General features: G+C 72.6%; 10 protein-coding genes and 1 pseudogene. 4 read left to right on the top strand and 7 right to left on the bottom strand.

Annotation, left to right across the window (positions count from 1 at the left end; translation table 11 throughout):
- Positions 1–238: 238 nt before the first annotated feature.
- Positions 239–1,828, top strand: coding sequence for a phosphoglycerate dehydrogenase (serA, locus tag ACZ42A_RS22365; protein WP_468529000.1), 1,590 nt, complete (start codon positions 239–241; stop codon positions 1,826–1,828).
- Positions 1,829–1,948: 120 nt separating this feature from the next.
- Here the strand turns inward: serA and ACZ42A_RS22360 are convergent.
- Positions 1,949–3,231, bottom strand: a pseudogene (locus tag ACZ42A_RS22360) (MFS transporter); the annotation flags it as partial.
- Between ACZ42A_RS22360 and ACZ42A_RS22355 the strand changes: the two are divergent.
- Positions 3,170–3,730, top strand: coding sequence for a TetR/AcrR family transcriptional regulator (locus ACZ42A_RS22355; protein WP_468528999.1), 561 nt, complete (start codon positions 3,170–3,172; stop codon positions 3,728–3,730). The pseudogene ACZ42A_RS22360 and the gene ACZ42A_RS22355 sit on opposite strands and share 62 nt — an antisense overlap.
- Here the strand turns inward: ACZ42A_RS22355 and ACZ42A_RS22350 are convergent.
- From ACZ42A_RS22350 to ACZ42A_RS22330, 5 genes are all read right to left on the bottom strand, one after another.
- Positions 3,717–4,397, bottom strand: a complete 681-nt coding sequence (locus ACZ42A_RS22350) for an ATP-binding cassette domain-containing protein (RefSeq protein WP_468528998.1) — start codon at positions 4,395–4,397, stop codon at positions 3,717–3,719. The genes ACZ42A_RS22355 and ACZ42A_RS22350 overlap by 14 nt on opposite strands.
- On the bottom strand, positions 4,394–5,389 hold the full coding sequence (locus tag ACZ42A_RS22345; RefSeq protein WP_468528997.1) for an ABC transporter ATP-binding protein: 996 nt from the start codon (positions 5,387–5,389) through the stop codon (positions 4,394–4,396). Before ACZ42A_RS22345 ends, ACZ42A_RS22350 begins: the two co-directional genes overlap by 4 nt.
- Positions 5,379–7,127 (bottom strand): ABC transporter permease subunit, encoded by a 1,749-nt coding sequence (locus tag ACZ42A_RS22340; RefSeq protein ID WP_468528996.1) that lies wholly within the window; start codon positions 7,125–7,127, stop codon positions 5,379–5,381. The genes ACZ42A_RS22345 and ACZ42A_RS22340 overlap by 11 nt, the downstream gene beginning before the upstream one ends.
- A complete protein-coding gene (locus tag ACZ42A_RS22335; protein ID WP_468528995.1) occupies positions 7,124–8,611 on the bottom strand; it encodes an ABC transporter substrate-binding protein in 1,488 nt (495 codons plus the stop codon). The genes ACZ42A_RS22340 and ACZ42A_RS22335 overlap by 4 nt, the downstream gene beginning before the upstream one ends.
- 208 nt (positions 8,612–8,819) lie before the next feature.
- Complete coding sequence (locus tag ACZ42A_RS22330) at positions 8,820–9,113, bottom strand: hypothetical protein (protein ID WP_468528994.1); 294 nt, start codon at positions 9,111–9,113, stop codon at positions 8,820–8,822.
- 39 nt (positions 9,114–9,152) lie between these two features.
- Here ACZ42A_RS22330 and ACZ42A_RS22325 point away from each other — a divergent pair, with 39 nt between their 5' ends.
- Both ACZ42A_RS22325 and ACZ42A_RS22320 read left to right on the top strand, forming a co-directional pair.
- Positions 9,153–10,280, top strand: a complete 1,128-nt coding sequence (locus tag ACZ42A_RS22325; protein WP_468528993.1) for a JmjC domain-containing protein — start codon at positions 9,153–9,155, stop codon at positions 10,278–10,280.
- Between the two features lie 4 nt (positions 10,281–10,284).
- Positions 10,285–10,845: a GNAT family N-acetyltransferase gene (locus tag ACZ42A_RS22320; protein WP_468528992.1), complete on the top strand. Its 561-nt coding sequence runs from the start codon at positions 10,285–10,287 to the stop codon at positions 10,843–10,845.
- Here ACZ42A_RS22320 and ACZ42A_RS22315 read toward each other — a convergent pair.
- Complete coding sequence (locus ACZ42A_RS22315) at positions 10,778–12,085, bottom strand: MFS transporter (RefSeq protein WP_468528991.1); 1,308 nt, start codon at positions 12,083–12,085, stop codon at positions 10,778–10,780. The genes ACZ42A_RS22320 and ACZ42A_RS22315 overlap by 68 nt on opposite strands.

Below are 12,085 nucleotides of genomic sequence, written 5' to 3'. Positions count from 1 at the left end.
ACAGCCCCTTCGGCGAACCCGGGGTAACGTCGAAGAAGAAGGCGTTGTCCATCCCGTCCAGCCACGGACGGGTGATCCTTCCGCAGAGGCGCAAGACGACCTCCGCCACGCCACTAGACTGCTGCACAACATACGCGTTCAGGCCCACAGCGTCGTGCGTCTTCCACGCGGCTAGCCCCTCCTCCGCCTGCGGCCGTTGGGACGGCCGTCCGCATGCATTGGACTTGTGAGGACTCACGTGAGCTCGAAACCTGTCGTACTCATCGCTGAAGAGCTGTCGCCCGCGACCGTGGACGCGCTTGGCCCGGACTTCGAGATCCGCCACTGCAACGGCGCGGACCGGAGCGAACTGCTTCCGGCCATCGCCGACGTCGACGCGATCCTGATCCGCTCCGCCACCAAGGTGGACGCCGAGGCCATCGCCGCCGCGAACAAGCTGAAGGTCGTCGCGCGAGCCGGCGTCGGCCTGGACAACGTGGACGTCTCCGCCGCCACCAAGGCCGGCGTGATGGTCGTCAACGCCCCCACCTCGAACATCGTGACCGCCGCCGAGCTGGCCTGCGGTCTCCTCCTCGCCACCGCCCGCAACATCCCGCAGGCCAACGCCGCGCTGAAGAACGGCGAGTGGAAGCGCAGCAAGTACACGGGTGTGGAGCTGGCCGAGAAGACCCTCGGCGTCGTCGGCCTCGGCCGCATCGGCGCGCTGGTCGCCCAGCGGATGTCCGCCTTCGGCATGAAGGTCGTCGCCTACGACCCGTATGTGCAGCCCGCGCGCGCCGCGCAGATGGGCGTGAAGGTGCTGTCGCTGGACGAGCTGCTCGAGGTCTCCGACTTCATCACCGTCCACCTGCCCAAGACCCCCGAGACGGTCGGTCTGATCGGCGACGAGGCGCTGCGCAAGGTCAAGCCGAGCGTGCGCATCGTCAACGCCGCGCGCGGCGGGATCGTCGACGAGGAGGCGCTGTACTCGGCGCTGAAGGAGGGCCGCGTCGCGGGCGCGGGCCTGGACGTGTACGCGAAGGAGCCCTGCACGGACTCCCCGCTGTTCGAGTTCGACCAGGTCGTCTCCACCCCGCACCTCGGCGCCTCCACCGACGAGGCGCAGGAGAAGGCGGGCATCGCCGTCGCGAAGTCCGTCCGCCTCGCCCTCGCCGGTGAGCTGGTGCCGGACGCGGTGAACGTCCAGGGCGGTGTCATCGCCGAGGACGTCAAGCCGGGTCTGCCGCTCGCCGAGCGCCTGGGCCGGATCTTCACCGCCCTGGCCGGCGAGGTCGCGGTCCGCCTCGACGTCGAGGTCTACGGCGAGATCACCCAGCACGACGTGAAGGTGCTGGAGCTGTCCGCGCTCAAGGGCGTCTTCGAGGACGTCGTCGACGAGACGGTGTCGTACGTCAACGCCCCGCTGTTCGCCCAGGAACGCGGTGTCGAGGTGCGGCTGACCACCAGCTCCGAGTCGCCGGACCACCGCAACGTGGTCACCGTGCGCGGCACCCTCGGCAACGGCGAGGAGGTGTCGGTCTCCGGCACGCTGGCCGGCCCGAAGCACGTCCAGAAGATCGTCGCGGTCGGCGACTACGACGTGGACCTCGCGCTCGCCGACCACATGGTCGTCCTGAAGTACGAGGACCGTCCGGGTGTCGTCGGCACCGTGGGCCGCATCCTCGGCGAGGCGGGCATCAACATCGCCGGCATGCAGGTCGCGCGCGCGGCGGTGGGCGGCGAGGCGCTGGCCGTGCTGACCGTCGACGACACGGTGTCCTCCGGTGTCCTGGCCGAGCTGGCCGCGGAGATCGGCGCGACGTCGTCGCGGTCGGTCAACCTGACCTGAGCCGACCGCCCCCCCCCGGGGGCTGCCGCCCCCGGACCCCCGCTTCGGCCCTGAACGGGCCTCGTCCTCAAACGCCGGACGGGCTGACTCGATCAGCTCGTCCGGCGTTTTCCGTGCGCTGTTCCTTGCGCACCCCACCCGCCGCAGCGTCACCGCCGCCCCCGTCAGCAGCACCGCCCCAGCGATCGCCGCCCCCTGCATCCCGCTGATGAACGCCTCCCGCGCGGCGGCGGCCAGTCCCGGGACCTGATCGGCGACCGCCAATGCACCCCCAGCGTCTCGCGGGCCACGTCCGGTGCCGACGCCGGCATCTCCTGGCGGTAGATCGCCGTGCCGATGGAGCCGAGGAACGCCATGCTCAGCGCGCCGCCGAACTCCGTGCCGGTCTCCAGCAGGGACGAAGCGGCCCCCGCCTTCTCCACCGGGGCGGTGCTCAGAGCCAGGTCGGCCAGCTGGGACAGGGCGGCGACGACCCCGCAGGCCAGGACCGCGCACGCGGCCAGCAGCAGCCAGAGGGAGTCCGTGCCGGTCAGGGCCAGCATCACATAGCCGCACGCGGTGACCGCGAAACCTCCGGCGACCACGTGCCCTGGGGGCACCCCGCTGCACGAGCTGTGCGCTGACCGGGGCCGCGAGCCCGATGGGCACCGACGGCAGCAGACTCCACAGCGCGGCCTCCAGGGGGCTCTTGCCCAGGACCGACTGGATGTACTGGGTGGTGAAGTAGGCCGAGCCCATCATGCCGAAGGCGGCGACGAGGTTCAGGACGACGGCCGGGCTGAAACCGCGGCCCCTGAACAGCTCCGGCGAGATCAGCGGTGACGCCGCCGTCCGCTGGCGGTGGACGAAGAGCGCGGCGAAGAGCAGACCGACCGTCACCGACATCACGTACCGCACGTTCCAGCCCTCGGCGGCGATCTCCTTCAGTCCGTAGATCACGGGGAGGACCGCCGCCATCGACAGCGGGACGCTCAGCCAGTCGAAGCGGCCGGGCTCGGGGCTCCTCGACTCGGGCAGCAGGACCGGGCCCAGGACCATCAGCAGCAGCATCGCGGGCAGGTTGACCAGGAAGACCGAGCCCCACCAGAAGTGCTCGACGAGCAGCCCGCTCATCACCGAGCCGAGCGCGATGCCCGCCGTCATCACGCCGGACCACACGCCGATCGCCACGAAACCGTAGATGTCGAAGATCCACAGCTGCTGCGTGCCGCTCGGCTCCAGGTCCGCACTGATCGCCGGGATCGCGAAGTAGAGGACCGAGACGTCCATCGAGACCAGCAGCGGGAGCATCAGGACGCGAGGGCGGTCCATTCGCGGCGGCCGGCGCGGGCGGGTGGGGGCGTGGTGCGCGCCAAGCGGTGCCTGCTGGCGAAGGGGTTCGTGCGCACGACCGCGCGCGACATCGTCAAGGAGTCGGGGACCAATCTGGCGTCGATCGGCTACCACTACGGCTCGAAGGACGCGCTGCTGGCGCAGGCGTACGTGTCGCTGGTCGAGGAGATGGGTGACGCCTTCGAGGGGGACGGGACTGCCATGAGGGCCGAGCCCGGTTCGCTCGAACGCTTCCATGAGGTGTGGTCGAACGTCATCAGCACCATGCGGGAGCCGGGATCGCTCTGGCGTCTCAGCGTGGAGATCGTGGCCATGGGCGACCAACTGCCGGAGGTTCGGGACCACTTGGCGCGGGCACAGCGGGAGGCCGGGCGCGGGTTCCTGCCGATGCTCATGGGCGGGCGCGAAGAGGATGTCTCGGACGAGACCGCCGACACCCTCGGCATGTTCTACGTGACCCTCATGACGGGCCTTATCGCCCAGTGGACCTTCGACCCCAAGACCGCGCCCACCGCGGAGCAGCTCACCGAAGGCCTCCGCCGGGTGATCGATGCCGCTACCCGGAAATGACCCGCCCGTCCCGCATCTCCAGCACCCGATCAGCGAAGTGCCGTACGACCGCCTGGTCGTGGCAGATGAACAGATAGCCGAGGCCCAGCTCGTCCTGGAGGTCCGCGAGGAGGTTCAGCACTCCGGCCCGCACGGACGGGTCCAGGGCGGACACCGGCTCGTCGAGGACCAGCAGGCGTGGCTCGGAGGCGAGGGCGCGGGCGATGCCGGCGCGTTGGCACTGGCCGCCGGAGAGTTCGTGCGGGCGGCGGTCGCCGTACGACGGGTCCAGGCCAACCCGGTCGAGGAGTTCGGCGACCCGGGCGGGGCCGTCGGCGGCGGTCCAGCGGCCCTGCACCTTCAGGGGTTCCGCCACCGCGTCGCGGATGCGGTGGCGGGGGCTCAGGGAGCCGTAGGGGTCCTGGAAGACCGGCTGCATGCGGGGGCGCAGGGGGCGCAGTTCGCGCTCCGTCAACCTCGTCAGCTCCCGGGCCTCGAAGCGGACCTCGCCCGCGTCCGGGCGGCGCAGTTGGAGTACGGCCGTCGCCGTGGACGACTTGCCGCAGCCGGAGGGGCCGTTCAGGGCCAGGGTCTCGCCGGGGGCCAGGGTGAAGGAGATCCCGTCGACGGCCGTCACCGCGCCGTAGCGGACGACCAGGTCGCGGACGTCGAGCAACGGCTCGGTCATACCCTCTCCCTCTCCTCGGACGACTCGGACGACTCAGGCGACTCGAACAACTCGACTGCCGGGTGCGGGACATCCTCCGCGCGATGGCAGGCCACCAGCCGCCCGTCCAGCGCGCGGAGCTCCGGCTCCGCCGTGCGGCACACCTCCGTCGCGAGCGGGCAGCGCGGGGCGAAGGCGCAGCCCGGGGGCAGGGCGCCCGGTGCGGGCGGGGTGCCCGGCAGGGTGGGGAGGCGGTGGCGTCGGGGGCCGTCCTCCGGGGGGAGCGAGGCCAGCAGGCCCGCCGTGTACGGGGCGCGTGGGCGGGTCAGGACCTCGGCCACCGGGCCGAGTTCCGTCGCCCGGCCCGCGTACAGGACCAGCACGCGGTCCGCGTGCCGCCGTACCGCGTCCAGGTCGTGGGTGACGAGGACCAGCGCCGCCCCGACGGCTTCCCGCTGCTCGGCCAGGACACGCAGCACCTGCTCCTGGCGGTCGGGGTCGAGGGCGGTGGTGGGCTCGTCTGCGACGAGGACGTCCGGCTCGTTCACCGTGGCCATCGCGATGACCGCCCGCTGCCGCATGCCGCCGGAGTACTCGTGCGGGTACGCCCGTGCCCGGCGGGCGGCGTCCGGGATGCCCACCCGGTCGAGCGCGGCCACCGCGAGCGCCCGCGCCTCGGCGCGGGAGACCCGGCGCACCGACCGTACGGCGGCCGCGAGCTGGTCGCCCACCGGGTGCACGGGGGAGAGCGCGGAAAGGGCGTCCTGCGGGACGAGGGCGATCCGGCGGCCGCGCTCGGACGAGAGGTCCGGCTCCACGGTCCCGGCCGCCACAGCCTCGCGCGGCAGCATGCCGAGCAGGGCCCGCGCGGTCAGGGACTTGCCCGCGCCCGACTCGCCCACCACGGCGAGCACTTCGCCCTCGCGTACGTCGAAGGAGAGGCCGCGGACGACCTCCACCCCGGCGAAGGCGACGCGCAGGTCGCGTACCGAGAGCACTACGTCATCGGACACCGGCGGGTGCCTCCTTCACACGTGCGGTCCGTCGCCCCTGCGCGTACGCGGCTCCCGACACCGCCAGCGCCGCCAGCAGCGCCAGCGCGACGGCCGGGGCGAGGGCGGCCCAGGGGGCGCGTTCGACGTAGGCGCGGGACTCGTCGAGCAGCAGGCCCCACTCGGGGGCGGGCGGCTGGGCGCCCAGGCCCAGGAAGCCCAGGGAGGCCAGGGCGAGGGCGATGCCGGGCAGGCGCAGCAGGGCGTGCCGGGCGACCGGCGCGGCCACCGACGGCAGCACGTGCCGGGTGAGGATCCACCACGGGGTCGCGCCGATGGCCCGCTGCGCGGTCAGGAACGCCGAGGCGCGGGTCTCCTGCACCAGGGCCGCCGCGTGGGCCGACAGCGCGGGCCAGGAGAGCAGGGCCACGGCGAGGGCCGCCCCGCCGGTGCCGGGGCCGACCACCGCCGCGACCAGGATGCCGGCGATCACCGGGGGCAGCGCGTTGGCGACGTCCGAGGCGCCCGACGCCACGGCGGGCAGGAACCCGAGGGCGAGGGCGACCAGCAGGCCCACCAGGCAGACCGCGGCCGCCGTACCGATCGTGGACGTGGCGCCGTGCCCCAGCCGGGCCAGTACGTCGCGGCCGAGCCCGTCCGTGCCGAGCGGGTGCGCGAGGGACGGGGGCCGCAGCCGGGCGGTGGTGTCGACCGCGTACGGGTCGCGCAGCAGGCCCCAGCCGATGGTCACCGCGAGCACGGCGAACAGCGTCGACGGGATCGCCGGGTGGCTACGGACCGGGCGCGCCGGGGGCAGCGCCAGTGCGGCGTCGCGCAGCGCGGGGCCGAGCAGCCGGCCCCGGACCAGTGCCGCCAGCACGCCGGTGAGCAGGCCGAGCAGCAGCAGCGCCAGCACGGCGCCCTGGAGCAGCGGCAGGTCCTGCGACTTGGCCGCGCCCAGTGCCGTACGGCCGATGCCCGGCACCGCGAACACCTGCTCCACCGCGACAGCGCCGCCGGTCAGCCCGACCGCCGCCATGCCGAACTGCGGGACCAGCGGCGGGAGTACGCGCCTGAGGGCCGCCGCCGAGATCCTCGTACGACCGACTCCCGCGCCGCGCCACAGCTCCACCCACCGCTCGTCCAGCACGGCGGGCAGCGCGTCGGCGACCAGCCGGCCGAGCAGCCCGCCCCCGGGGACGCCGAGGGCGAGCGCGGGAAGGATCATGTACTCCGGCCCCTGCCAGCCGGAGGTCGGCAGCCAGCCCAGCCACACTCCGCACACCAGCAGCGCCACGGTGGCCAGCAGGAACTCCGGTACGGCGGCCAGCATCGCGGCGAAGCCGCCCGCCGAACCCCGGCCGCGCACCAGCACCGGTGCCACCAGCGCGGCGGCCAGCAGGACCGCGATACCGAGGGCCGCGCCCATCAGGCCCAGCGACACCTGGAGCCCGGCCGTCACCGAGGGCAGCACCTCGGTGCCCGACACCCAGGAGGTGCCGAGGTCGCCGCGCAGCAGCCCGGCGGCCCAGTCCCCGAGCAGGGCGAGCGGCCCGGCGTCCAGCCCGAGATCGCGTCGTACGGCGTCCAGGGCCTCCTTGGTCGGCTCCTGCTCGGCGGAGCGTGCCCGCAGCACGGTCAGCGCGGGGTCCCGGCCGGACAGCCAGGGCAGCAGGCCCACGGCGGCGACGACGGCGGCCAGGCAGACGAGGCGGGTCAGCCCGGCCGGACCCGTCAACCGCCTTGCGGAAGCCTTCACTTGACGTAGGTGTCGGCGGTCACCAGCTCCCGCTCGCGCGGGTCGTGGGCGGCGTCCACCACGCCGGCGGCGTCGCCCTGGATGACCCGCTCGTGGAGCATCGGCACGGCCGCGTCGGTGCCGAGGACGGCGGCCTCGGCGGCGATGACGGCCTTGCGGCGGGCCTCGCCGGTCGCGGTCTCGGCGGCCTTGCCGAGGGCCTTGTCGACGCTCGGGTCGGCGAGCTGCGCGATGTTGAAGGAGCCGTCGGAGGCGAAGTCGCTGTAGAGGTAGGCGGCCGGGTCGCCGGAGTCGAGGACCGTGGCCCGGGAGAGGATGAACGCGTCGAACTCGCCCGCGAGCGCGTCGGATTCGATGTTGGCGTACTCGCGCACGTCCAGCTTCACCTTGAACCCGGCCTTCTGGAGCTGCTGTTGCAGCGCCGCGGCGACCTCGGGCAGCTCGGCGCGGTCGGTGAAGGTGCCGATGGTGATGCTCTTGCCGTCCGGGTCACCGGCCTTGGCGCGCTTCACCGGCGTGCGCAGCCCGTCCGCCCACGGCAGGGCCGGGCCGAGCAGTCCCTTGGCGACGTCGGCGCGCCCCTCGTAGACACCCTTCACGATCGACTCGGCGTCGATGGCCTCGCGGGCGGCGGCGCGCAGCGCGGGGTCCTGGAAGACGCCCTTCTCGGTGTTCAGGTAGAGGGTGTTGGTGCGCGGCATCGGGACCTCGGTGACCAGGTCCTGGTCGAGCAGCGCGGCCTGGGACACCGGCACCGCCTCGACGATGTCGGCCTCGCCGCTGCGCAGGGCGGCGGCGCGGGCGGTGCCGTCGGGCACGAACGTCACGTCGATGCCGGGGGCCTTGGCCTCGCCGCCCCAGTAGTCGTCGTAGCGGTCCAGGGTGGCGGAGGAGGTGCCGTTCACCTTCGTCAGCTCGAAGGGGCCGGTGCCCGCGCCGACCGGGTTCACGGTCTTCCCCGCGTAGGCCTTCGCCGCGAGGATCGACAGCTGCGGGGAGCTGAGCCGCTGCGGGACCAGCGGGTCCTCGGTGGCGGTGGTGACCAGGACCTTGTCGCCGTCGGCCTTAGCGGTCAGCTCGACGCCGTCGAGGATACGGGGCTTGGGAGCGGCCTCGGCGGCCTCGGTGAGGGAGTTGACGACGGCCTCGGCGGTCAGCTTGGTGCCGTCGTGGAACGTCACGCCGTCCCGGAGGGTGAACGTCCAGGTCCTGCCGTTCTGCCGCCACTCGGTCGCGAGCGCCGGCTCGGCGTCGCCGTCCGCGTCCAGCGTCACCAGGGTCTCGGCGGTCGACCAGCGGGACAGCTTGAACGCGTCGTCGGAGAGCGGGGACAGGCCCGAGCGCGGGGGCTGCATCATGGCCACGCGGATGCGCTTGCCCTCGGCGTCGCCGCCGCCGCTGCCGGTGGAGGCGAAGCAGCCGGTGAGCAGGGCGGGGGCCGCTATGGCCGCGGTGAGGGGCAGCAGGCGGGCGGGGACGCGCACGGGACACTCCGGGTAATGGGGTGGTCAAAGGTTGAGCGTGTAACGAACCTAGCATGATGACAATCGTTTTCAGAACCTGGTCGGCTCGGCGTGCGTCGTCGCCCGGCCCGGCGCCGGCCCTCAGGGCGTCCCCGGCTTCACGTGCGGGGCGTACCCGGCTTCACGTGTGGGGCCGGAGGTGTCGCATTGTCCGCGATGGGCGCGGAATTCACCGTTCAACCGGCGGAATGGCGGCGGGAATTGGACGGAGGAGGGCTGGTGGGTAAAACAGCGCCGGGGTAGGGTCAACGCCATGATCATCAGCGATCGAAACGCACCGGATATCCAGATCGTCAACACCGCGGCACTGCGACAGGAAAAGGATCCGTTGGTCCCGGTGCTGGGCGGCGCGGAGACGGTGGACGAGGCCGCTCGAATGCTTCCGGTCGGCGCTGCGGAACTCCGCCGCTGCACTGGTGACGAGAAAGCTTTCACCGCCGATGTCATGGGGAAACGAGTACATCTCACCACGGGTGGTATACCCGCCAGTGACCTCATCAGCGTGCACGACATAGACCGGCTGCTCTCCAGTCAGCCACTGCTGCGTTCCGACGTGATCCGGCTGGTGCGGCAGGGGGAGATTCTGCCGCGCAGCGCGTATCTCAGGTCGATGCGGGAGATCTATCCGCGGCCCGTCGACCATGAGATGACGGAGAACGAGCACATCCTCGAGATGCTCACCCGCGGGGTCGCCAGCGCGGCGGAGGTGACCGCCGCCGTGCGCGGCGGGGCGACCCTGATCCTGCAGTCCGCGCACTGGTACCACCCGCCGCTGACCGAGTTCTGCCGCGCCCTGGAGCTGGCCCTGGGCCGGCGGTGCCGGGCCAACATCTATCTCACGCCGGTCTCGTCCCAGGGCTTCGACCTGCACACCGATCCGCACGACGTCTTCGTGCTCCAGGCCTTCGGCGAGAAGCAGTGGCACGTCGGCGCCACCCCGTGGGAGCGGCGGCACGAGAGCGGGAACACCGACCCCGCTCAGACCCGCGAGCTGCTGCTGCGCCCCGGTGACGTGCTGTATCTGCCGAAGGGCACACCGCACCGGGCGCAGACGCTCAGCGCCCGGTCGGGACACGTGACCATCAGCATCGAGTCCAACTCCTGGCGCGAGGTCCTGCGCACCACACTGACCCGGCTCGTCGAGGACAGCCTCCCCGCCGAGCTGCTGGACGCCGAGCTGCCGGCCGGGTGGCTGCACGACGACGGCGTGCTCGAGGAGGCGGCGGAGTCGTTCCTGGCCGACGTCCGGGCGGGGCTCGCGCGGCAGGAGCCCGAGCAGCTGCGGTCGGCCCATGCACGCACCTTCCTGGCCCAGCTCACGGACCGGATCCCGGGCGCCTTCGAGACGGACTCGTCGCTGGGCGTGCTGGGTGTACTGGACACGACGCCGCTGCGGCGGCGGCGGACGGTGCCGTGCGCGCTCTTCGCGCAGCCCGCGACGCGTCGTCTGTACGCGGTGCTCGGCCGCCGCTCCGTTGCCATGCCCGACGGTCACGAGAAAGCCATGCGGTTTATCGCGGGACGTACGGAATTCACACCCGAGGAACTGTCCTTCGCACTGGACGAGCGAGAGCGGCTGGAACTGTGCCAAGCCCTCGTCGATGCCCACCTGTTGAGCGCGCTACAGTGACCGGATGATCATTCCTCCCGAACTGCTGTCCGACGGTGTCCGGTTGCGGCTCGTGACCGCCGACGACGCGGAGGCGCTGTATTCCGCGTATGTCCTGAACCGGGAATACCTGGCTCCCTGGGAACCGCGCCGTCCGGACAGCTTTTTCACCGTCGAGGGTCAGGCCCGGCGTATCGACGACCAATTGCGGCAGTTCGCGGAACAGCGCGTCGTGCCGTGGGTGTTCGAGAGCGAAGGAACCATCGTCGGCACCATCACGCTCTCCGGAATGGCATTCGGGCCTTTCTGCAGCGCGTATCTCGGCTATTGGGTGGCCGCGGGCCGGCGGAACCGGGGCCTGGCCACCGCCGGCGTGGCGAGCGTGTGCCGGGTGGCCCGGGACGTCGTCGGGCTGCACCGCATCGAGGCGACCACGCTGCTCGACAACGCCCCGTCACAGCGCGTGCTGGAGAAGAACGGCTTCGAGCCGATCGGTATGGCCCCGCGCTATCTGCACATCAACGGGGAATGGCGGGATCACCGCCTGTTCCAGCGGATTCTGCACGACGGTCCGCCGTCGAGCTGACCGCGGCCGGGGCGGTCGCCGCGGCGGGCGGCGCGGCGGCCCGCCGCGCGACGGCGTGCGCGCCCAGCCCGGCGGCCAGGAACAGCACCGCAAGGGCCGTCCAGCCGGCCGAGCCCGCGGCCACCACGCCGCCGGCGATCAGGGACGGCCCGACCATCCCCTCCGCGGTCGGCCCCAGGCTGTACGCCGCGGCGTAGTTGCCGCGCTCGGCCTCGGGGGACAGCGCGAACTGCAGCCCCCAGCCGCCCGAGGCGTGCCAGATCTCGCCCAGGGTGTGCAGGACGACGGACGCCACCATGAGCGCGGCGGCGGGGACGGACGGCGTCCACGACGCCAGCACCAGCGTTCCGCACATCAGGGCGAAGGAAAGCCCCGCCCGGCGCATGTGGCGGCCGGCGCCGGACACCGTCTCGGCGCCCCGGCTCAGGGGGACCTGAAGCGAGATCGCGATCACGGTGTTGACCGCGATCAGCAGCGGCGCCACCGCCTCGGGCGCCTCGGTGGCCCGGGTCACCCACAGCGGCATGCCGATCACCAGCACCGAGAGGTTCAGCTGGAGCACACCGTTGCAGCAGGTCAGCGCGAGGAACCGGAGGTTCTTCAACGGCGCGACGGGCGAGTGCCGCTCGCCCTTCTTCCGCCTGCCGCCCACGTTGCGGACGGTCGTCATCAGTACGGCGGCGACGAAGAACGACACCCCGTCGCCCAGCAGCAGCGCCTGGTAGCCCGCGTCCGCGCCGCTGCCCACGGCCACCGCCGCCAGCAGCGCGCCCACCAGAAAACCGGTGTTCTTCAGCACCTGCACCCGGGCCATGACGCCGACGCGTTCGTCGTCACCGAACGCGGACCCCACGTACGCCTGGAGGGCGGGCATGCCGGCGTGCTCCGCCAGCCCCAGCAGCACCAGCACGGCGAGGAACTGCCAGAAGGAGTGCACGAAGGCCAGCGCGCAGCACCACACCCCGCGCCACAGATGCAGCACGATCAGGGCGTGCCGCGGACCGATCCGGTCGACCAGCAGGCCGTTGGGCACCGTCGCGGCCAGCGCGACGATGCCCAGCACGGAGAGTCCGACGCCGATCTGTCCGGCGGTCAGCCCGGCCACCCGCGAGTAGAACAGCGTCGCACCGGCCAGGAACAGGCCGCCGCCCGTCGCGTCGACCGCGACGGTGGTCAGCAGCCTCCGCTCGGTCGGCCCGGTGGTGCGCAGGCCGAGCCGGCGGGCCATCGATGTGAGCAT

This window comes from Streptomyces sp. NPDC030838 (assembly GCF_055572035.1).
The sequence above is the reverse complement of the archived record's forward strand: the minus strand, read 5'-3'. Positions and strand labels throughout refer to the sequence as shown.